Origin of the sequence: Rhizobium aethiopicum, from assembly GCF_014197535.1 — a bacterium.
In the GTDB taxonomy this organism is placed as follows: domain Bacteria; phylum Pseudomonadota; class Alphaproteobacteria; order Rhizobiales; family Rhizobiaceae; genus Rhizobium; species Rhizobium aethiopicum_A.
This window is the reverse complement of sequence record NZ_JACIFV010000015.1, coordinates 30614-50130: the sequence shown is the minus strand read 5'-3', so window position 1 is coordinate 50130 and position 19517 is coordinate 30614. Positions and strand designations below refer to the sequence as shown.

General features: G+C 63.7%; 21 protein-coding genes. 4 read left to right on the top strand and 17 right to left on the bottom strand.

The annotated features are described in order from the left end of the window. Positions 1–17 precede the first annotated feature (17 nt). The 4 genes from GGD53_RS19615 to GGD53_RS19600 all read right to left on the bottom strand — a co-directional run bounded on the left by GGD53_RS19615 (position 18) and on the right by GGD53_RS19600 (position 4237). Positions 18–761, bottom strand: a complete 744-nt coding sequence (locus GGD53_RS19615) for a TfuA-like protein (protein ID WP_184458546.1) — start codon at positions 759–761, stop codon at positions 18–20. Next, entirely contained in the window at positions 758–2020 is a 1263-nt protein-coding gene (locus GGD53_RS19610; protein WP_184458545.1) for a YcaO-like family protein, read from the bottom strand. The genes GGD53_RS19615 and GGD53_RS19610 overlap by 4 nt, the downstream gene beginning before the upstream one ends. 14 nt (positions 2021–2034) lie before the next feature. Beyond that, positions 2035–2178, bottom strand: coding sequence for a hypothetical protein (locus tag GGD53_RS19605; protein WP_176536271.1), 144 nt, complete (start codon positions 2176–2178; stop codon positions 2035–2037). Positions 2179–2281: 103 nt separating this feature from the next. Continuing rightward, entirely contained in the window at positions 2282–4237 is a 1956-nt protein-coding gene (locus GGD53_RS19600; protein WP_184458544.1) for a BTAD domain-containing putative transcriptional regulator, read from the bottom strand. Between the two features lie 140 nt (positions 4238–4377). On the opposite strand from GGD53_RS19600, the gene GGD53_RS32175 reads away from it, so the two are divergent. Further along, positions 4378–4512 (top strand): hypothetical protein, encoded by a 135-nt coding sequence (locus tag GGD53_RS32175; protein ID WP_281413923.1) that lies wholly within the window; start codon positions 4378–4380, stop codon positions 4510–4512. Here GGD53_RS32175 and nadC read toward each other — a convergent pair. From nadC to GGD53_RS19560, 8 genes are all read right to left on the bottom strand, one after another. Beyond that, positions 4509–5375: a carboxylating nicotinate-nucleotide diphosphorylase gene (gene nadC / locus GGD53_RS19595; protein ID WP_184458543.1), complete on the bottom strand. Its 867-nt coding sequence runs from the start codon at positions 5373–5375 to the stop codon at positions 4509–4511. The genes GGD53_RS32175 and nadC overlap by 4 nt on opposite strands. Position 5376: 1 nt before the next feature. Further along, positions 5377–6921 carry an L-aspartate oxidase gene (locus GGD53_RS19590; RefSeq protein ID WP_184458542.1) on the bottom strand — a complete coding sequence of 515 codons (1545 nt, stop codon included), beginning with the start codon at positions 6919–6921 and terminating at the stop codon, positions 5377–5379. Beyond that, positions 6918–7889: a quinolinate synthase NadA gene (nadA, locus tag GGD53_RS19585; protein ID WP_184458541.1), complete on the bottom strand. Its 972-nt coding sequence runs from the start codon at positions 7887–7889 to the stop codon at positions 6918–6920. The genes GGD53_RS19590 and nadA overlap by 4 nt, the downstream gene beginning before the upstream one ends. Before the next feature lie 69 nt (positions 7890–7958). Beyond that, positions 7959–8897: an NUDIX hydrolase gene (locus GGD53_RS19580; protein ID WP_184458540.1), complete on the bottom strand. Its 939-nt coding sequence runs from the start codon at positions 8895–8897 to the stop codon at positions 7959–7961. Positions 8898–8975: 78 nt separating this feature from the next. Continuing rightward, positions 8976–9791 carry a 3-methyl-2-oxobutanoate hydroxymethyltransferase gene (locus GGD53_RS19575; protein WP_184458539.1) on the bottom strand — a complete coding sequence of 272 codons (816 nt, stop codon included), beginning with the start codon at positions 9789–9791 and terminating at the stop codon, positions 8976–8978. Between the two features lie 26 nt (positions 9792–9817). Further along, entirely contained in the window at positions 9818–11044 is a 1227-nt protein-coding gene (locus tag GGD53_RS19570; RefSeq protein ID WP_184458538.1) for an FAD-dependent oxidoreductase, read from the bottom strand. 10 nt (positions 11045–11054) lie between these two features. Beyond that, positions 11055–11369 (bottom strand): MocE family 2Fe-2S type ferredoxin, encoded by a 315-nt coding sequence (locus GGD53_RS19565; protein ID WP_184458537.1) that lies wholly within the window; start codon positions 11367–11369, stop codon positions 11055–11057. A gap of 22 nt (positions 11370–11391) precedes the next feature. Continuing rightward, the gene (locus GGD53_RS19560) at positions 11392–12480 is read right to left on the bottom strand and encodes a fatty acid desaturase family protein (RefSeq protein WP_184458536.1); all 1089 of its coding nucleotides are present in this window, start codon (positions 12478–12480) and stop codon (positions 11392–11394) included. Between the two features lie 129 nt (positions 12481–12609). Between GGD53_RS19560 and GGD53_RS19555 the strand changes: the two genes are divergently transcribed. Both GGD53_RS19555 and GGD53_RS19550 read left to right on the top strand, forming a co-directional pair. Then, the gene (locus GGD53_RS19555) at positions 12610–13638 is read left to right on the top strand and encodes a LacI family DNA-binding transcriptional regulator (RefSeq protein WP_184458621.1); all 1029 of its coding nucleotides are present in this window, start codon (positions 12610–12612) and stop codon (positions 13636–13638) included. Positions 13639–13800: 162 nt separating this feature from the next. Then, a complete protein-coding gene (locus GGD53_RS19550) occupies positions 13801–14613 on the top strand; it encodes a TIM barrel protein (protein ID WP_184458535.1) in 813 nt (270 codons plus the stop codon). Between the two features lie 57 nt (positions 14614–14670). On the opposite strand, the gene cobM is transcribed toward GGD53_RS19550, so the two are convergent. Further along, positions 14671–15429 carry a precorrin-4 C(11)-methyltransferase gene (gene cobM, locus GGD53_RS19545; RefSeq protein ID WP_184458534.1) on the bottom strand — a complete coding sequence of 253 codons (759 nt, stop codon included), beginning with the start codon at positions 15427–15429 and terminating at the stop codon, positions 14671–14673. 4 nt (positions 15430–15433) lie between these two features. After that, complete coding sequence (cbiE, locus tag GGD53_RS19540) at positions 15434–16666, bottom strand: precorrin-6y C5,15-methyltransferase (decarboxylating) subunit CbiE (RefSeq protein ID WP_184458533.1); 1233 nt, start codon at positions 16664–16666, stop codon at positions 15434–15436. Here cbiE and GGD53_RS19535 point away from each other — a divergent pair. Further along, the gene (locus GGD53_RS19535) at positions 16665–17432 is read left to right on the top strand and encodes a cobalt-precorrin-6A reductase (protein WP_184458532.1); all 768 of its coding nucleotides are present in this window, start codon (positions 16665–16667) and stop codon (positions 17430–17432) included. The two genes, cbiE and GGD53_RS19535, sit on opposite strands and share 2 nt — an antisense overlap. On the opposite strand, the gene GGD53_RS19530 is transcribed toward GGD53_RS19535, so the two are convergent. From GGD53_RS19530 to GGD53_RS19520, 3 genes are read right to left on the bottom strand one after another with little or no spacing between them, the layout of a single operon-like run. Further along, positions 17396–18160 (bottom strand): precorrin-3B C(17)-methyltransferase, encoded by a 765-nt coding sequence (locus tag GGD53_RS19530; RefSeq protein WP_184458531.1) that lies wholly within the window; start codon positions 18158–18160, stop codon positions 17396–17398. The genes GGD53_RS19535 and GGD53_RS19530 overlap by 37 nt on opposite strands. After that, the gene (locus GGD53_RS19525; RefSeq protein WP_184458530.1) at positions 18157–18888 is read right to left on the bottom strand and encodes a precorrin-2 C(20)-methyltransferase; all 732 of its coding nucleotides are present in this window, start codon (positions 18886–18888) and stop codon (positions 18157–18159) included. The genes GGD53_RS19530 and GGD53_RS19525 overlap by 4 nt, the downstream gene beginning before the upstream one ends. Further along, a complete protein-coding gene (locus GGD53_RS19520; RefSeq protein ID WP_184458529.1) occupies positions 18885–19517 on the bottom strand; it encodes a precorrin-8X methylmutase in 633 nt (210 codons plus the stop codon). Before GGD53_RS19520 ends, GGD53_RS19525 begins: the two co-directional genes overlap by 4 nt.

The window sequence follows — 19517 nt, the reverse complement described above, 5'->3', positions numbered from 1 at the left end:
TCATTTCGCCGAGACCGTTATTCTAGCGTTACAGCAGTCACATTGCGTGTGACTTCGGCGTGCAAAAGCTCCCAATGCGAGGTTGCGGCAAAGCGCCAGTCACGGTTGACGGGCGCGAATTCGTCGCGGTGCAGCCACTCCAGTACCAGCCGCGCATCGTCGCGCTTGCGCTCAACCCGTTTCTTGCGGAGAGCGGCGAGGAGGTGGTCGCGGCGCGGCTTGCGGAAATGGCACTCGTCGATCACGCGCGCATAGGTACGCTCGGAGAAATGCAGGAAGCGGCCGGAGAGCAGCAGTTTCTTGCGCTCACCCGTGGAAATCTCGCCGCAGGCATAAAGCGCATCGATCGTCGGCTCGAAATCGACCCAGGGGACGGAAAGCGGCAGCCAGCCAAGCGCCTGCGGCGCATGGACCAGCGCAACGGCCTCGTCATCGAGCAGCCGTCCGGACTGGTAATCTTCGAAGATCGAGCCGAGGCCGACCATGCCGAACGGAGCGCATTCCGCAGCTCGCAATGCGCCCATGCTGGCGCCGCCGGCTATGGCGACATCATGTTCGAGCGCGTAGAGAATTTCCTTGTGCCAGACCGAAGGCAGCTCGCCGAAATAGCCGTCGACGAGGCCGATCGCGGTGGCGCCATCCTCGACCGCCTTCAGGATGTCGCCGCGGGCGGCGGGCGGGCGGAAATCGATGCAGGGAGACATGTTTCTCGCTGCGGCAAGACCGCCACCAAGGCTCGGACCGACGAACAGAACCTTCATGATTGGGCTCCTCTCATGGTGTTGACGGCGCGCAGGCCGAGCTGGACGTACTGACCTGATATATCGACCTCCAGGCCCGGCACGATCACCCTGACGACCGAGACCGGCAAAGCCGGATGGGCAAAGGGCACGGCGACGATCTGCTCGATCCCGCTCGCCACCAGCCGGTCGGCTATGTGGCGGATGGTCTCCTGGATCGTCGCGGCACGGCGGTGGCGGCTCTGAAAGGCGCGCATCCGGCCGTCGCTCTCGCAGAGTTCGACCAGCTGCTGCATCGCCGCACTCCGGTCGAGCCGCTGATAGATGCGCGGTGAGAAATCGTCGCGGCTGCCGGCGATCGCGGTCAACCGGCTCTGGGCCGCTTCGGTGATGGCGCGCAGCACGGCGCGCACGGGATCTGGATGGCAGCCGCAGCCGCCGCAGACATGCGACCAGCGCGCGTCGACGCGGTCGGAAAGATTGCCCGGCATGATGACGGCCAGAAAAGCCGGAACGCCGATATCCGTGGTCATGTCGAGCAGCAGCAGCCGCATGCCGGCGCGCGTGATCCGGTCGGTCATGACGTCGATGACCGGATCGCCGAAGGAGGCGGGGTCGATGCGGCTCTCCTTGAGGCGCTGCGGCGATTTCAGCTGGGTCAGAGCCCAGGCGTCGCGCTCCACCAGCTCGCAAAGTCCGTGCAGGACCGCTTCGGCCGGCGTATTGCCGGAGGCAAGCCCATCGCTCGACTGCTCAAAGCCCGGCGGCCGCTCGCCGCGATGGTCGAGGCCGACAAGCCACCAGGGGACGAAGACGCTGCTGCCGGACAGGATGTCGAGTCCGGAGCACCAGGGGATGGGGTCACCGCCGATTTCATCGGGCGCACAGCGTGCTACATTATCGAGATCGATCATAGCGGCGCGTTCCGCCCGCATGCTCTCCACCGTCGCCTGCGTCAGGTCGGCAGGCGCATTTTCCGCGATCCGCGTCTCGATCGCCTCCATGGCGGCCGAGGCCATGGCGGCATCATTGTCGATGCCTTTGCCCTGGAAAACCGAAAGCGTGTGGCTGTTCGGCCTCGTCGCGAAGGCGACGGGGATGTTCAGCACGTCGAGAGCGGTCAGCAGGCCGACGCGCGTGATGCCGAATTCGCGCAGATGCGGCCTGATGGCCGCAAGTGTCTGCGCCGGCGTGATTGCACGGTCGTGATAGTCGCTGACGCCTGCCGATGATCGTTTGAGATCATCGGCTAGTGTTTCAAGATCGGCGAAGGCGGACATACCGATCTCGCCCCTTAGCGGAACTTCAGCGCATGGGTCAGGTTTTCGAGAGCATTTGCCGTGACGTTGAGTTCGTCCTGCTTCATCGCAGCCTTGGCTGCGGCTGAGAAGCGTGGCTGGGAGGGCATTGCTGCATGGGTTTCAACAGTGGTTTTCATTGTCCATCTCCAATGGGATAGGCAGCCGGCTGCCGTTAACCATTGCAGAGGAACATTGTCTGCGTCATTTAACCGTTACAGGCTTCGTTAAAAGGCCATGCAATCAGGGAAGTCCGGCCAGTTGGAGGCCATGAATCAGCGTTTCCGTATAGCGGGGATCGCGGTCGGGAACGAAATGGCGGATGTCTTCGCTGCGGAAATCGGGGAAATTTTCTAGAACGACGTTAGCGTATTTGCCGGCCTTTTTCATATCGCCCGCCATGGCGTGGGCGGCTGCCAGCAGTCGAGCGGTCGCCTGTTTCGACTGCACCGGCTCAAGCGCCTCGATCGCCTGGTTGTATTCGCCGCGATCGAAGTGGATGCCGCCACGATTCCAGTAGTAATAATCTGGCGGCAGCGGATTGAGTTTGAAAGCCGCATTGTTCAGATCCAGCGCCTTGTCGAAATCGCCGTAGTGGCAGAGCGCGTCGGCGTAATCGGCGAGGATGTCGGCGTCGTTGGGATTGAGATCCTGGGCCTGCTGGAAATAGTCCAGGCTTTCGTCGAAACGGCGGCGGTACAGCGCCACGAAGCCGAGCTCGCGGTAGGCCCGGCCGCTGTTCGGGTCGGACTGCTGTGCCAGCCGGGCGGCGCCATTCGCCTCGTCGAGCAGGTCAGTGTCCTGCATGCCGCGGATCAGCCATTCCATGCCGAGCGCACGCGACACGCCGGCATGGGCGGCCGAGAAATTCTCGTAGCGATTGAGCGAGGATCTGAACCACTTGCGCGCCTGGCGCAGATGCTGGAGGTCTGTCTGGGCGATCAGCCGTTTGCCTTCGAGATAGAGACGGTAAGCGGATGGCGGCGCCTCGCCGATCGGCATCGCCAGCTCGTGGCGTTCGACCGTGTCGGCGAGCGAGGAGACGATGCGCCGTGTCAGATGCGCGAAGGATTCGCTGATCTTCTGCATGACCAGCGGCAGTTCCAGAGCCCAGATCACCTCCGACGTCGTCGTCCTCGTCAGACGGCAGGTTGCATAGACATCCTCGTCGCGGCCCTGGATGGTGACGTAGACCGCATAGTCGAAGCTGAGGTCGAGCGCACGGGGCACCGCGCGGGCCGGATCTACCGAACGGCTGAGAATTTCGAGGCTCGTATGGGCTGCGATCACCTTGAAGCCGCGCTGCTGACTGAGGCCGATGGTGACGTCTTCAAGAAGGGCCCTGCCGACGCGCTCCATTAGCGGGTCGGTGAAAATGCTTTCCGGCGGCAGGATGATAATCCGCGGCTGGCCGAGCAGATCGGCGAAGCCGTCGGGCGCTGCCGACGGACGCTCGGTCGCTGCGGCCTGAGCTGCTGGGATCAGGCCGAGTTCGCGGGCGAGCGCGGTGGTGCTTTCCTCCGGCTCGGTGTCGAACTCTTCCTTCAACTGGCTCTTGCACTTCAAATAGGACTGGCGGGCCGCGGCCGGATCGTTCATCCTGACATAAGTGCGCATCAGGGCCCGATAGGCCGTCTCGCTGGCGGAGTCGAGCTCCAGCAGGCGACGGGCAAAGACCACCTGCTCTTCATCCGATCTGTCTTCAGCGGTTTCCACCAGCCGCGTCAGATGGGCGGCGCGCAATTCATCGATGCGCTGGCGCTCGAAAGTCAGCCAGTCTTCGGCGCCCTGCGTCGGCGACTTGGCGCCTTCAAGCAATTCGCCATTCAGAATGTCGCCGTCTTCGGCCGCGAGCGGCCCCTTCTGCTTCAGTATATGGACGTCGACTTCCCAGCCGTCGGCAAGGCCGATATGGGTTCGGGTCGCTTTCAGCAGCGGCGGAAGGTCGGCGGGAATGCTTTGCTCGATGCGCGCCAGCAGCTGGCGCAGACTGCCTGCGCGTTTTTCCGGGGCTTCCGATTGCCAGAGCTGCCGCCTGACGGTTTCCCGGTCGAGTTCGAGATTGGCTTCGGCGGCGAGCATGGCGAAGAGAAAATAAGACTTCTCCGGCAAGGGGAGTTCCCTCCCCGCTGCCAGCAGTCGCGGTCTTCCGAGCAGGCAAAGCCTGTTCGTCGACATCTGTCCTGATGTCCGTTGCATCCCGCTTCTCACCCCTGAAGACCAGACGCGCATGTGCACCGGTCGCTCAGGAACATGTTAGAGCGATAATAGGCCCGCGCATAGCGCAAAAAGAAGTTTTTACACCGAATATTTGCATTTTCTCACATAAGCGGCCGGAAATGCTTGCCAACACTTTGCGCCCCGACGTGATTTGGATCCGTTATTCCAGCCGTTGCGGCCTCGACAGCCGCAACCAACAGCAAGCGATCCTGATCGATCACAGCATCGGCGCGATCTATTTGGCGCTGGTTTAAGCCGCGCCGGCGGGCTCGACGAAATCGAGGCCGATATCCAGCACTGGTGCGCTGTGCGTCAGCCAACCGACCGAAATAAGGTCGACGCCGGAAGCGGCGATTGCAGCGGCCGTTGCCGGCGTCACCCGGCCGGATGCCTCGGTGATTGCCCGCCCGGCAACGATGGCGACGGCCTCGCGCAGCTGGTCCGGCGTCATATTGTCGAGCAGAACGGCATCGACGCCGACCGCCATCGCTTCCTGCAGCTGATCGAGCCTGTCCACTTCGACCTCGATCTTCACCAGATGGCCGACCCAGGCCCGCGCCCGCCGGATCGCCTCGGCAACGCCGCCTGATATGGCCACGTGGTTGTCCTTGATCAGCACCGCGTCATAAAGCGCGAAACGGTGGTTCATGCCGCCGCCGGCCCGCACTGCATATTTTTCCAGCGCCCGCAGCCCTGGCGTCGTCTTGCGCGTGCAGGCGACCGAGGCCTTGGTGCCGCTGATGGCGGCGGCAATCCCGGCCGTGACGGTGGCGATGCCGGAGAGATGGCCGAGGAAATTCAGCGCGGTGCGCTCACCGGTCAAGAGTCCGCGCGAAGGACCCTCGATGGTAGCGATGACGTCACCTGATTTGACCGCATCGCCGTCCGCGATGTGGCGGCGCATGACGATTTCGGGGTCGACGAGCGTGAAGGCGAGGTCGGCCGTATCGAGGCCAGCGATCACGCCGGGCTGGCGGGCGGCCATCACCACCGTGGAGCGGTGATCTGAGGGAATGACCGATGCCGAGGTGATGTCGCCGGCAAGGCCGAGATCTTCGAGCAGGGCTGCCCGCACCGGGCGTTCGATAATCAGACGCGGAAGGGGGGCGAGGCTCATGTCAGGCGCTCCTGGCCAGCGAATAGGGTGGTGTGGCGCGGGCAATCTCCAGCGCTTGGGAATGCCGCATCCGGCGGCGCTGCGTATCGGCGAGCTTCAGGGGAAAATCGGTGCGGGCGTGGGCGCCGCGCGATTCCATCCGCAGGCTGGCAAAGACGGCGATCAGCAATGCGACAATGGCCGGATCGGCGGCAGGACCGTCGCCCTCGGCAAGTGGCAGCAACGCGGCGATTGTTCCGTGAAGGGCATCTGCATTGCGCAATACGCCGAGATGGCGCGAGACGATCGTGCGAATGGAGGATGCGTCGGTGGGCGCCGGCAGCTGTTCTGCGAAGATGGCGCCGGTGCCGCCCGCCGGCATAGCCGATATGTCGCGCGCCGCCCGCATGCCCATGACCGCCGCCTCGAGCAGCGAATTGCTGGCAAGCCGGTTCGCGCCGTGCAGACCGGTCGACGCGGCCTCGCCGGCGACCCAGAGGCCGGGGACCGAGCTGCGGCCATTGTCATCCGTCGCGACGCCGCCCATGTGGTAGTGCACGGCCGGACGCACTGGCACAAGGTCTTTGGCCGGATCGATGCCGGCCTCGCCGCAAAGGGCTGATATGACGGGAAAGCGTGCGGCAAAGCGGCTGCCGAGCGCCTTGCTAGCGTCGAGAAAGACGCGGCCGCCGCGAGCGATCTCGGCACTGATGGCGCGCGCTACCACGTCGCGAGGCGCAAGTTCGGCGCCCGGTATGCGAGCCATAAACCGTTCGCCGCGTTCGTTGACGAGCAAGGCCCCCTCGCCGCGCACCGCCTCGCTGACAAGCGCCAGGGGACTGCGGCGTGAATCGAGCGCCGTCGGATGAAACTGCACGAATTCCATATCGGCAAGCTCGGCACCCGCCCTTGCCGCGAGCGCAATTCCTTGACCGAAATTGCCCATCGGATTGGTGGTCGCATCATAAAGCCCGCCGATCCCGCCGGTGGCGAGCACCAGCCTTGTCGTCGGAAGAACCGCGGCCCCGCCGCTTGCGGTCGCGCAGAGCAGCCCGGCGACGCGCTCGCCGTCCATCAAAATCCGTCGCGCCTCGAAGCCTTCGAGCACGGTAATGGCAGGTGTGCGCGCCACGGCACGCACCAGCGCTGCGATGATCGCCGCACCCGAGCCGTCGCCTTCGGCATGGACGATACGGCGGCGATTATGGGCGGCCTCCAATCCGAGCGAGAGTTTCCCGGCTTCATTACGGTCGAAGCGGACTCCGGCTTGTTCCAGTGCTGCAATGGCCGTCGGCGCCTCCGCAATGATGCCGGCGGCGACGCTCCGGTCGCAGAGCCCGTCGCCGGCTGCAAGCGTATCGGCAAGATGCAGTGCAGCGCTGTCGTCGGCGGCGATGCTGGCGGCAATGCCGCCCTGCGCCCAGGCGCTCGATGTCTCGGCGCCGAGGGCGCCGCGGGTGACGACGATGGAGCGTTCCGGCGCCAGTGTCAGCGCCGTCATCAGCCCGGCGAGGCCGCTGCCGACGATGACGGTGCGGCCGGCCAACTGCTTGAGGATCTCGGTCATATCGTCAGCATCCTCTCGACGGCACGGCGGGCGGCGAAAGCGATGGCCGGGTCGACCCTCACTTCATGGCGATTTTCCTCAAGTGCGGTGCGGATATTGGCAAGCGTGATCCGCTTCATATGCGGGCAGAGATTGCAGGGGCGGATGAACTCGACGTCGGGATGGTGGACTGCGACGTTGTCGCTCATCGAGCATTCGGTCAGCAGCACGACGCGCGCCGGCTTCTGTCTGCCGACATAATCCGACATCACAGCGGTGGAGCCGGCGAAATCGGCCTCCGCCACCACCTCCGGCGGACATTCCGGATGGGCGAGCACCGTCACGCCGGGATGGCTTTCACGCAGCTGGCGGACATCGTCGGCGGTGAAGAGTTCATGCACTTCGCAATGCCCATGCCAGGCGATGATCTCGACGTCCGTCTCACGGGCGACGTTGCGTGCCAGATATTCGTCGGGGATCATCAGCACCTTCGGCACGCCGAGCGACTCCACCACTTGTTTGGCATTGCCCGAAGTGCAGCAGATGTCGGAGGCGGCCTTCACCGCGGCCGAGGTATTGACGTAGGTGATGACGGGCACGCCGGGATGAGCCTGGCGCAGCAGCGCAATATCCTCCGGGGTGATCGAATCCGCCAGCGAGCAGCCGGCGCCGAGATCGGGGATCAGTACGGTTTTCCCAGGGTTCAGAAGCTTGGCGGTCTCGGCCATGAAATGCACGCCGGCCAGCACGATGACATCGGCATCGACCTCGACAGCCTTGCGGGCGAGCGCCAGGCTGTCGCCGACGATATCGGCCACACCGTGAAAAATCTCAGGCGTCTGATAGTTGTGAGCGAGAATGACGGCATTGCGGCGGCGCTTGAGCTCGAGAATGGCGTCCACGTCGTCCGCGAACGACATCCATTCGGCTTTGGGGATGACGCGGCTGACGCGGTTGTAGAGCGAGGATGCGGAAACTGGGTGATTCATGACCGGCTCCTAATTATACTCTATTTGAGCATATCATAGGCAAAGACATATTCTCGTTATGAGCATATGTCAATTGCGGGAGAGCGGTAATTTCGTTCCTGCGAGCGCCCGTTCTTCGAGCACGGTGTGGCGGAAGCGGAAGAGCTTGGCCGGCCGGCCGCCGGTTTCGCTTTCGGTTCCGCCGGTTTCCTCGACCAGTTCCTGCTGTTCAATCAGGCGGCGGAAATTCTGCTTGTGCAGCGTCAGCCCCGCCAGAGCCTCGATCGTGCGCTGCAGCCGCAAAAGCGTAAAACTCTCCGGCATCAGTTCAAAGACGACCGGGCGGTATTTAATCTTGGCGCGGAGCCTGGCGATCCCGGTCGCCAGAATGCGGCGGTGATCGGCAAACATCGCCCGGCCGAGATTGGCCTCGACCCCGCAACCGGCTTCGGCCACGAGGCCGGCTTCATAAAGCAGTTCATAGCGTTGCAGGGCCAGATCCTCATTCCAGCCGCCGCCGTCGAGGCCGAAGGTGAAATCGGCGCGGCGATGGCGATGGTCGCGCCGGGCCGGATCGGCATCCGCCCAGCTTCTGAGGCGTGCCTCGATCTTGTCCAGCACGGCCGGCCTGCCCTGCCGATGGTCTTCCCAGGGAAAATAGTCGTACCAGCCGTGCCATCCCGGCCGGCCGGCGCCGGCCTGCTCGTTGACGAGGCCGAGATAGCTGATCGAGATCGTCCGCCCGCCAAGAATCTCGTTGTTCCGGTCTCGATCGGCGAAGGTATAGAGTTGTTCGAGATAGCCGACCGGGTGTTCCGTCTGCTCCTGCACCCATTCGCGCAAGCCCGATTGCAGGGTACGATGGCCCATTTCGAATGGGCCCGACGGTAGCGCGTTGCCGGAGCGGATGGTCATGACGCGCGGCTCATCCCCCGTCACCGCGACGAGCACTGCAATCAGTTCCGCATGCGCAAAGCCGATCGTCACAGGGGGGCGAATACTCCGTTCCGAATGAATCGAATGGATCATTCCTGCCACAGCCGGCGACGGAAGCCAATGCAACTTTCCCCTTCTCCCGCTGGGAAGAAGGGAGTCGCCGGGAAGGCGTCAGCGCTTGTCCGTCTCGTTAGTCAGCCGGTCGAGGAAAATCTTCAGTTCGGCCTCGTCGATACCGACGCAGTGACGCTTTTCCGGATAGGCGCCGGTCCTGACGTCCTCGGCGAATTCGGTGAAGGCGGCGATGCGCTCGCGCTGCAGCCGGTCATGTTCGGCGGCGAAGTTGCGATAGACCTTGGCATGGCGGGGATAATGATCGCGATTGGCGCCGAGCACGTCGTCGGCGAAGAGATATTGAGCGTCGCAGCCGCTGCCCGCGCCCATCGAGATCATCAGCATCGAGGTGTTGCTGCTGATGGCGGCGGCGACATCTCCCGGCACGACTTCGATTTCGGCGGCGAAGGCGCCGGCCTCCTCGAGCGCTTTGGTCTGCCGCCAGATCTCGGCCGCACTTGCTGCCGTCTTGCCGACGGCGCGGAAGCCTCCGGTCCAGGTGGCTTTCGAGGGAATCAGCCCGAGATGGCCGCAGACCGGGATGCCCTCGTCTCGCAGGCGCCGGATCGTCTGCAGGCTCGCGGCGCAATAGACGGCATCGCCGCCGGTCTTCAGCGCCGCGAAGGCGGCGCGCAGATAATCTTCCGCCGAGACATGGTCGCCATATTCAAGTCCGGGAATGGCAAAGGGCGTGGGGGCGATCTCGCGGAAGACCGGACCGAGCAGCGACGGTGGTACAGAGACCATGTCGATCCCGGCCTTTTCAGCGGCTTCGGCCTCCTCGAGCGAGGTGACGCGCAGCATGGTCAGCTGGCGCTTGCCCTTTTCCGCAAGCAGATCGGCAACGGTTGCACGCTTATGTTTTTTCATCATCAATTCCTTTGAAAATATCGGGAGGCTCAGGCGGCCAGAAGGGATTTCAGCTTGACCTTGCTTGATGTCAGCGCGGCAGGGTCCGGATGGGCGCCAGCCGCGATCAACATTTCAGCAAGTCTGATGTCGCGCGCCACGGCATTGCCCGGTCCGATGCCGCTTGCAGCGACCAAGCGGCCATCGGCATCGAGGTGGAAGAGAATGAAGGCGTCTGGTCCGAGGTCGCGGCGCAGATGCAGCACCGCCCCTTCGGCAAGGCCTGATATCTGCAGCGTCATGTCGTATTGATCCGACCAGAACCACGGCACGGATGAAACGGCTTCGTCGAGGCCGAGCATGTTGGCTGCGGCCAACGTGCCCTGCTCCTGGGCATTGCGCCAGGATTCGAGCCTGACACGCCGGCCGCCATAGATCGGCAGCGGAAAGGAGCAGCAGTCGCCGGCGGCAAAAACATCCGGCGCCGAGGTCCGGAGATAGGTATCGACGGCAATGCCGTTTTCGATTGCAAGCCCCGCCCTTTCGGCGATGTCGACATTCGGCCGCGCGCCGATGCCGACGAGGGCGAGATCGGCCTCTACCGCCTCGCCAGTCGACAGTTTGACGACGGCCTTCCCGTCTTCCTCGGTCAACACCTCGATCGAGACGCCGCAGCGGATATCGACGCCTTCGGCGCGGTGGCGTTCGGTGAGCAGATGGGCGATCTCCTCCGGCACGCCGCGTTTCAGCACGCGCTCCAGCCCCTCGATAACGGTGACGTCGGCGCCAAGCAGGCGCGCCGTCGCGGCAAGTTCGAGCCCGATGAAGCCGCCGCCGATAATGGCGATATGCCGCCCCGGCTTCATCGCCTCGCGCAGAGCGGCCGCATCGTGATGCGTCCTCAGCGAACGGATATGCGGATTGCCTTCCGGAGCGCCGGGGAACGATCTCGCGGCCGCCCCCGTCGCCAGCAGAAGCTTGTCGTAGGAGAGCGCAGTGCCATCCGAAAGCATGACGGTGCGGGAGGCAGGATCGAAATCCCTGGCTTCAAGACCGGTCAGCAGCCTGATGCCGCTTTCGGCGTATTTTTCCGCAGCCGCGATGAATTTCGGATCGCCGGCATCGGCGGCAGCGGCCTTCGAAAGCGGCGGCCGTTCATAAGGGTGAAGGGGTTCGGCGCCGACAAGCGTTATCTCGCCGGCAAAAGCTTTTTCCCGCAGAGCAAAAGCGGCGCGGGCACCGCATTCGCCCGCACCGAGGATGACGAAATGAGCCACATCCGCCTCCTCAGACAGCGATGAAGACGGAGCCGCCTTCGACCTTCACCGGATAGGTCTTGAGATTGACGCAGACCGGCGCGCCCTTGGCTTCGCCCGTCTTGTAGTTGAAGCGGCCGTTATGTTTCGGGCATTCGATGATTTCATCCATGACAAGCCCGTCGGCGAGATGGATATGTTCATGCGTGCAGAGCCCGTCGGTGGCGAAGAATTCGTCGTCGGGGCTGCGGTAGACCGCGAAGGTGCGCCCGCCGTGATCGAAGCGGATGACATCCTCTTCGTCGATCTCGTCCTTGCCGCAGACTTCGATCCAGTTTCCGCTCATCTTTAACCTCCCTCGATTGTGATTATTGCGCCGCCGGGGCGAGTTCGCTGTGGAATTCCTCGCGGTAGGGCCGCGCGGTGGCCGGCAATTCCCGCTTCAGGAAATAATCCTCGTTGCGCAACTGGCGCAGGAAAGCCGGGATCATCTCGCGGTAGCCCGACCAGATCGACCGGTTCGGCGCCGGCAGATCGTGCTTGATCATGGCGTGCAGCCGGGGCAGCGCGTGATAGGGCACCATCGGGAACATGTGATGTTCGACGTGGTAGTTCATGTTCCAATAAATGAAACGGCTGATCGGGTTCATATAGACCGTACGGCTGTTCAGCCGGTGATCGATGACGTTGTCGGCAAGGCCGCCATGCTGCAGGAGGCCGGTCAGGACATGGTGCCAGGCGCCGTAGAGGCGCGGCAGGCCGATCAGCATCAGCGGCAGGATCGAACCCATGGCGATGGCAACTGCGATGGTGACGACGTAGATCGCCAGCCAGATGCGGGCGAAACGGATTGCCTTCGGCTGTTCCATCTCCGGAATAAAGGTCTTCTCCGTCGCGCTGATGACGCCGAAGGCGTTGCGCAGCATGTCGACGGCGGTATGCCAGACGTCGAGGATGCCGAAGAAATTCAGGATTAGCCGGAAGAGATCCGGCGGCCGCATGACGGCGATCTCCGGATCGCGGCCGACGATGACCGTATCGGTATGATGGCGCGTATGGCTCCAGCGCCAGGTCACCGGATTGCGCATGATCATGAAGCAGGCGATCTGGTAGACGGCGTCGTTCATCCAGCGCGTCTTGAACGCGGTGCCGTGACCGCATTCATGCCAGCGGCTGTCGGAGGCCGAGCCGTAGAGCACGCCGTAAGCGAGAAAGAAGGGCAGCGCGATCCAGGAACCCCAGAAATAGATGCCGAGACTGGCAAAGACCAGCATGCTGCCGAGCCAGATGACCGTGTCACGGATGGCCGGCGCATCGGAGCGCTGCATCAGCGCCTTCATCTCCTTGCGCGGAATCTCGGTGTGATACCATTCGGCAGCCGCCAGTCCCGTCTCCACCGCGGTGCGGCCGCTTTCACCGAGCAGGTCGTAGTCACGTTTCTTTGTCTGGCTCGCCATTATCCGCCTCCCTATGCCGTTGCCCGGAGAATAGGTTGACTTTGGGCGACGCTCAATGCAGGCTTGATGTAATCTATCAAAAGCCATCATGAATGGCTCGCATCCATGAGCGAATACATCAGGAACACCATGCGCCGTCCCACCATCTCCGATCTTGCCCGCGCCTCCGGCGTCAGCGTCGCCACTGTCGACCGCGTTCTCAACGCTCGTCATCGTGTGCGAGAGGAAACGGCGCGGCGGGTCTATGATGCGGCGCAGGAGATCGGTTATCACGCGGTCGGCCTCATCCGCCAGCGCGTCTTCGAAGATCTGCCGCAATACAAGCTCGCCTTCCTGTTGCAGAAGCCGACGCAGGCCTTCTATCAGACCTTCGCCCGCGAAATCGAAACAGCGGCGCGCGCCGTCACCACCGCCCGTCTCCAGGTCCAGATCGAATACCCGTCTGCGACGACCCCTGCCGCCATCAATGAGAAGATCAAATCGCTCGGCGCCCGCAATCAGGCCGTAGCCGTCGTCGGCCCGGACTATCCCGCGGTGACGACCGCGGTGGAGGAATTGAAGGAGCGCGGCATTCCCGTCTTCTCGCTGCTCTCCGATCTCGCCACCGGCGTGCGCGACGCCTATGTCGGCGTCAACAACCGCAAGGTGGGACGCACCGCCGCGTGGATGATTGCGCGCACGGCGCACAGGCCAGGCAAGGTCGCCTGTTTTGTCGGCAGTCACCGCTTCCACGGCCATGAACTGCGGGAGATCGGTTTCCGCTCCTATTTCCGGGAGAATGCGCCTGAATTCGATGTCGTCGAAACATTGATCAACCTGGAGACCGCCGAAATCACCCATGAGGCAACGCTGACGCTGCTGCAGAAGCATCCCGACCTCGTCGGGCTTTATGTCTGCGGCGGCGGCATGGAGGGGGCGATTTCGGCGTTCCGTGAAGAGGATGTCGGCGGCCGGATCGTGCTTGTCGTCAATGAGTTGACGCCGGAGAGCAAGGCTGGTCTCGCCGACGACATCGTCACCATGGTGGTCGCCACTCCCCTGCCCGCTCTCTGCAAGGAGCTCTTATCGCTGATGCTCGGCGCGATAGAACATGGTGAGGCTGCCGTTCCCGGCCAATCCTTCCTGCCTTTCAATATCTATATTTCCGAGAATATCTGAGGAGTGATGGAATTCTATCATTCCGCCTGAAATTCTTTCAGCAATGAGGGCGGGCGCCGGCAATGACGGATGGATTGCCCGGCAAATTCGGATAGAGATTCGCTCGCCCATTCACGAGTACTGCTCCGCTTCTGTCGCGGAGACGAGGAGGATATACCCGTCATGACTTCGATCCGCTTTGCCCTCAACCACATGGCCGCGCCGTCGCTTGCTGTCGACGATTTCTTCGCGCTGGCAAAGTCGCTCGGCATTGATTCCGTTGAGATCCGCAACGACCTTTCCGGCAATGCCATTCTCGACGGCACCAAACCCGAAGCGATCAGAGAAGCCGCCGTCCGCCACGGGCTGACGATCATTTCGATCAACGCCCTGCAGCGCTTCAACGAATGGAACGAAACCCGCGCCAGGGAAGCTAGGGAATTGATCGACTATGCCGCCGCCTGTGGCGCCAAGGCGCTGGTCCTCGTTCCGAAGAACGATGGCACAGGCTGCGCCGACGGCGAACGCCGGGCCAATCTGCGCCAGTCCCTGGCAGCACTGAAGCCGATGCTCGACAAAGCCGGCATCATCGGCCTCGTCGAGCCGCTCGGTTTCGAGATCTGCTCGCTGCGTTCGAAGACCGAGGCGGCCGAGGCGATCAGGGAACTCGGCGTGCAGTCGACCTTCAAGCTCGTCCACGACACGTTCCACCATCACCTTGCCGGCGAAGCAGCAACCTTCCCCGAGCTCGCCGGCCTCGTGCACATTTCCGGCGTCAGCGATCCCTCGGTTTCCGTTGCCGATATGCGTGACTCCCATCGCGTGCTCGTGGACGGCGACGACCGGCTCGACAATGCCGGGCAGATCAAGGCGTTGCTGCAGGCGGGCTATAAGGGCCCGTTCTCCTTCGAACCTTTTGCTGCGGAAGTTCATGCGGTCAAGGATCCGGCCGCTGCGCTGCGCGCCAGCATGGATTATCTGACCGCGCGGGTCTGAGGCCCGACGCACGTTCTCTTCACGATCGGCCGCTGGCGAGCGGCCGATCGTGAGACGTTATTCCCGGCCCCTGAACCGACGCTGATAGGCCGGATCATAGAGCGAGCTCTCGCGAAAATCTTCCGCCGCGAGCGACGGTCCGACGAAGATGATCGCCGTGCGTTCGATCGGTTCAGCCGCAACCTTTGCCTCGATATCAGAGAGCGTGCCGGAAAGGATGCGCTCGTCCGCCCAGGAGGCCTTGACGACGATGACGACCGGGCAGTCTGCGCCGTAGAGCGGCGTCAACTCGTCGACCACCTGTTTCAGCGCATGGATCGCCAGATGGATCGCCAGTGTAGCGCCCGTCGCGCCGAATTTCGCCAGCGTCTCTTCATTCGGCATCGGCGAAGCGCGGCCGGACACGCGGGTCAGCACCAGGCTTTGGGCGACGGCCGGGATCGTCAGTTCGCGCCCGAGTGCTGCGGCCGCAGCGGCAAAGGCCGGAACACCCGGGGTCATCGTATAGGCGATGCCGTGCTTCTGCAGCCGGCGCACCTGCTCGGCCACCGCGCTCCAGACGGAGAGGTCGCCGGAGTGGAGCCGGGCGACGTCTTGGCCGGCGGCAGCGGCGCGGAGATATTCCGCCTCGATCTCATCGAGCGACATCGGGGCAGTATCGACGATGCGCGCGCCAGACGGGCAATATTGCAGCAGTTCCGGCGAGACGATCGAGCCGGCATAAAGGCAGACCGGGCAGCGGGCGATGAGATCGCGGCCACGCACCGTGATCAGATCCGCAGCGCCCGGTCCCGCGCCAATGAAATGCACCGTCATCCCGTTATCCTTTCGTCCAGCGCCATTGCGTTACCGGCATCGCCGGCCGCCAGCCGCTCATGCTGCCGAGCGGCGCAGCGCGCGATATTTCGATCCGTGTGAGGGAGCCGCCGCGTTTTGCATGCTCGGCGATCAATACCGCTTCCATGCCAAGCGTCACGGCATTGGCGACGAGCCGCCCTCCCCGCTTCAGCGCGGCGATGGCAATGTCGATGACATCAGCTTCACTGCCGCCACCGCCGAGGAAGATCACATCCGGTTCCGGCAGGCCTCGCAGCGCATCGGGCGCCGAACCCTCGACGACGGCGAGATGCGGCACGCCGAAGGCGGATGCATTGCGGGCAATCCGCGCCGCCCGCTGCGGCGATTGCTCGACGGCGATCGTCTTCAGGCTGGGATCAGACAGCATCCATTCGATGCCGATCGATCCCGAGCCGGCGCCGACATCCCAAAGCAGTTCGCCGTGACGTGGCGCAAGCGCCGAAAGCGTCATCGCCCGGATCTCGCGTTTGGTGATCTGACCGTCATGCTCGAACAAATCATCCTCGAGACCCGCGGCAAAAGACAGGATGCGAGCCCCCTCCCCTGCCGTGATCTCGAGCGCGCAGACGTTCAGAGGGTCAATGTCAGCGAGATCGAAATGCGCCGCCACGACGCATCTCTGCCGTTCCCGCGCACCGCCCAAGGCTTCTAGCACGGTAAGTCTCGACTGACCGAAGCCGGTGGTGACAAGCAAGGCTGCGAGCGCGCCGGGTCCCTTCTCATCAGAGGTCAGAGCAATGATGCGCCGCCCGGAGTGCAGATGCGGTCGGACTAGGTCGAGCGGGCGTCCGTGCAGCGAGATCGTCGTCACGTCCTGCTGCGGCCAGCCGAGCCGGGACGCGGCAAGGCTGAAGGCCGAAGGCGCCGGAATGACACGCATCTCTTCGGCCGCGACACGGCGGCAGAGGGTTGCGCCGACGCCATAGAGAAACGGATCGCCGGAGGCGAGCACGACGACAGGCGTGCCGCGCCTTTCAAGGACGGCATCGACCGAGCGCTCGAAGGGACTCTGCCAGGCAAGCTTTTCGCCCGATATCAGCGATGCGGCAAGCGCATGGTGCCGCGCTCCGCCGAAGACGGTGGGTGCGGTCGCGATCAGCCTCTTCGCCTCCTCGCCCAGCCCTGCTGGACCATCTTCGCCGATGCCGATAATAGTCAGCCAGCGCTTGTTGCAAGTGGGAAAGACATCAGACATGGGACTTCGCATCCTGATCCTCGGCGGCACCACCGAGGCGCGCCTGCTCGCCGAAGCGCTCGCGGCGCGTGATGATTGCGATGTTCTGCTGTCGCTTGCCGGACGTACCGAGAAACCGGCCGTGCAGCCTGTTCCGGTCCGTATCGGTGGTTTCGGCGGTGCCATGGCGCTGGCCGATCTTCTGAAAGCCGGCGGCTACGGCCTGCTGATCGACGCCACGCACCCTTTCGCCGAACGAATTTCCAAAAATGCCGCCGTCGCAGCCGAGGCTGCCGCTGTCGCTGCGATCGCTCTGCGTCGCCCCGAATGGCAACGCCTGCCGGGCGATCGCTGGCGGGACGTGCAGAGCATCCCGGCGGCCATCGCGGCACTCGGCCAATCTCCCCGACGTATCTTCCTGGCGTCGGGCCGGCAGGGCGCTCACCACGCGGAAGCGGCGCCGCAACATCACTATCTCATCCGCAGCGTTGATCCCGTCGAACGGCCGCTTCGGCTTGCAAATGTCGAATACATCCTCGACCGCGGTCCCTTTACGCTGGAAAGCGAATGCACTTTGCTGAGGCGGCATCATATCGATGTCATCATTGCCAAGAACAGCGGCGGCACGGCCACCTATGCAAAGATCGAGGCGGCGCGCCTGCTCGGCATCGAGGTGATGATGGTGGCGCGTGCGCCGTCGCCAATCATCACATCGGTCGAAACCGTCGAGGCGGCGCTTGCGGCGATCGATCACCTCTTTCCCCCCGCCATGAAACGTGGCGTGTAGACCAGGTCCGGCTTGCCGGAGCGGGCGACGATCCGCGTTTCGGTGGAGCCGATGATGATGCAGGTCGCCATATCGGCAATCGATGCATCCGCTTGCGATAGCGGCTGCACCGCAATGCGCTCGTTTGCCCGCCCGGCCGCGCGCCCGAAAATCACCGGGGTCGTTGCCGGCAGATAGTCGCGCAGCAGCTTGAAAGCCTCGCCGAGTTGCCACGGCCGCGCCCGGCTGATCGGATTATAGAGCGCGATGACGAAGCCCGCTTTTGCCGCCAGACCCAACCGGTTTTCTATGATATTCCAAGGCTTTAAGTTATCTGATAGTGATATTGCGCAGAAATCGTGGCCAAGCGGCGCCCCAGCTCTTGCGGCCACCGCCAGCATTGCCGTGACGCCGGGCAGCACGGTAAGATCGACGGCGCGCCACGCCGCCGGCCCATTCTCGATCGCCTCGCAGACGGCAGCGGCCATGGCGAAGACACCGGGATCGCCGCCGGAGACGATACAGACGTTGGCGCCATCCGCTGCCATGGAAAGCGCCGCCCCTGCCCTGTCGAGCTCCTCCCGATTGTCAGACGCATGCCGCAGCTGATCGGAGCGGAGCTGCAGCCGGTCGAGATAAGGTCCGTAGCCGAAGAAATCCGTCGCCGCCTCGACGGCGGCCAGCGCTTCCGGCGTCATCTGCTCGGGATTGCCGGGACCGGTGCCGATGACGAAAAGCCTGCCACTCATCGGCTGCCCTCCCAGCCCGGCACCAGCACGAGCGAGAAATAGGGCGCATCGCCGTCGCTCCTGTCGGCAAGCTTTTCCATCGCCGCATTCGCCATAGTGCCGCGCTCGACATAGACGGCGTCCGCTAGCCGGCCGGCTGCCGAAAGCGCCCGGCGGATCTTCGGCAGATTGCGGCCGACCTTCATGATGACGGCAGCTTGCGTATCGACAAGGCGGCGCGTCAGTTCGCTCTCGGCCATCGTACCGGGCAGTACGGAAAGCACGTCGTCGCCCTGGACAATCGGCATGCCGGCCAGCGACCAGCAGCCCGACATGGCGCTGATGCCGGGGATCACTTCGGTAGGGTAGTGCGTGGAAAGCCTGACATGCAGGTGCATATAGGAGCCGTAGAAGAGCGGGTCGCCTTCACTGAGAACGGCGACGGTGCGCCCGGCGTCGAGATGCCCGGCGATGTCTCTTGCAGACCGGTCGTAGAACTCGGTAATCAGGCTCTGATAGCGTTCGTCATTCTTGTCGATCTCGGTGGTGACGGGATAGTAGAGCGGCAGCAGAGTGACCCAAGGTTTCAACAACGGCTCGACGATCGCCTTGCCGTTACCGCCCCTGCCCTGCTTGGCAAAGTAAGCGATGACATCCGCGCGTTCGATGGCGCGCACGGCCTTGAGGGTCAGAAGCTCCGGGTCGCCGGGACCCGTGCCGACGCCGATGAGACGGCCTGGTGTCGTCATAGGCCCGGCCTCGCCAGCGCATTGATGGCGGCCGCCGTCATGGCGCTGCCACCGAGCCGGCCGCGCACGATGGCGAAGGGAACGCCATAGGAATTTTCCGCCAGCGCATCCTTCGATTCCGCCGCGCCGACGAACCCGACGGGCATGCCGAGGATCGCCGCCGGTTTCGGCGCGCCGTCGCGCAGGAGTTCGAGAAGATGGAAGAGCGCGGTCGGCGCGTTGCCGATCGCGACAATGCTCCCGCCGAGCCGATCGAGCCAGAGATGCATGGCGGCGGCCGAGCGTGTATTGCCGATCTCGCGTGCGCGCTCCGGCGTTGCGGGATCGCGCAACGTGCAGATCACCTCGTTCAGCGCCGGCAGCCGCGCCCGTGTGACGCCGTGCGACACCATTTCCGCATCGCAGAAAATCGGCGCGCCGGCCTTCAGCGCGTCGCGCGCGGTGCTGACGAAATCGGTGGAAAAGACGAAATGCTTCGCCGCTTCCACGAGCCCGCAGGCATGGATCATGCGAACGGCGATTTCAGCCTCGTCTTCGGTGAAAGGCGAAAGATCTGCCTCGGCGCGGATGATCGCGAAGGAACGCTCGTAGATCGCGTCGCCGCTGCGGATGTAATCGTAGTCTGGCAT

Bases quoted from the DNA above. Each gene is read 5' to 3' on its own strand.
- cbiE (WP_184458533.1), bottom strand. From the start codon at position 16,666: ATGTCTGATGTCTTTCCCACTTGCAACAAGCGCTGGCTGACTATTATC.
- GGD53_RS19560 (WP_184458536.1), bottom strand. From the start codon at position 12,480: ATGGCGAGCCAGACAAAGAAACGTGACTACGACCTGCTCGGTGAAAGC.
- GGD53_RS19580 (WP_184458540.1), bottom strand. From the start codon at position 8,897: ATGATCCATTCGATTCATTCGGAACGGAGTATTCGCCCCCCTGTGACG.
- GGD53_RS19525 (WP_184458530.1), bottom strand. From the start codon at position 18,888: ATGACGACACCAGGCCGTCTCATCGGCGTCGGCACGGGTCCCGGCGAC.
- GGD53_RS19520 (WP_184458529.1), bottom strand. From the start codon at position 19,517: ATGCCAGACTACGATTACATCCGCAGCGGCGACGCGATCTACGAGCGT.
- GGD53_RS19590 (WP_184458542.1), bottom strand. From the start codon at position 6,921: ATGACCGAGATCCTCAAGCAGTTGGCCGGCCGCACCGTCATCGTCGGC.
- GGD53_RS19530 (WP_184458531.1), bottom strand. From the start codon at position 18,160: ATGAGTGGCAGGCTTTTCGTCATCGGCACCGGTCCCGGCAATCCCGAG.
- GGD53_RS19600 (WP_184458544.1), bottom strand. From the start codon at position 4,237: ATGCAACGGACATCAGGACAGATGTCGACGAACAGGCTTTGCCTGCTC.
- GGD53_RS32175 (WP_281413923.1), top strand. From the start codon at position 4,378: ATGCTTGCCAACACTTTGCGCCCCGACGTGATTTGGATCCGTTATTCC.
- nadC (WP_184458543.1), bottom strand. From the start codon at position 5,375: ATGAGCCTCGCCCCCCTTCCGCGTCTGATTATCGAACGCCCGGTGCGG.
- GGD53_RS19555 (WP_184458621.1), top strand. From the start codon at position 12,610: ATGCGCCGTCCCACCATCTCCGATCTTGCCCGCGCCTCCGGCGTCAGC.
- GGD53_RS19615 (WP_184458546.1), bottom strand. From the start codon at position 761: ATGAAGGTTCTGTTCGTCGGTCCGAGCCTTGGTGGCGGTCTTGCCGCA.
- GGD53_RS19565 (WP_184458537.1), bottom strand. From the start codon at position 11,369: ATGAGCGGAAACTGGATCGAAGTCTGCGGCAAGGACGAGATCGACGAA.
- GGD53_RS19535 (WP_184458532.1), top strand. From the start codon at position 16,665: ATGGGACTTCGCATCCTGATCCTCGGCGGCACCACCGAGGCGCGCCTG.
- GGD53_RS19550 (WP_184458535.1), top strand. From the start codon at position 13,801: ATGACTTCGATCCGCTTTGCCCTCAACCACATGGCCGCGCCGTCGCTT.
- cobM (WP_184458534.1), bottom strand. From the start codon at position 15,429: ATGACGGTGCATTTCATTGGCGCGGGACCGGGCGCTGCGGATCTGATC.
- GGD53_RS19610 (WP_184458545.1), bottom strand. From the start codon at position 2,020: ATGTCCGCCTTCGCCGATCTTGAAACACTAGCCGATGATCTCAAACGA.
- GGD53_RS19605 (WP_176536271.1), bottom strand. From the start codon at position 2,178: ATGAAAACCACTGTTGAAACCCATGCAGCAATGCCCTCCCAGCCACGC.
- nadA (WP_184458541.1), bottom strand. From the start codon at position 7,889: ATGAATCACCCAGTTTCCGCATCCTCGCTCTACAACCGCGTCAGCCGC.
- GGD53_RS19575 (WP_184458539.1), bottom strand. From the start codon at position 9,791: ATGATGAAAAAACATAAGCGTGCAACCGTTGCCGATCTGCTTGCGGAA.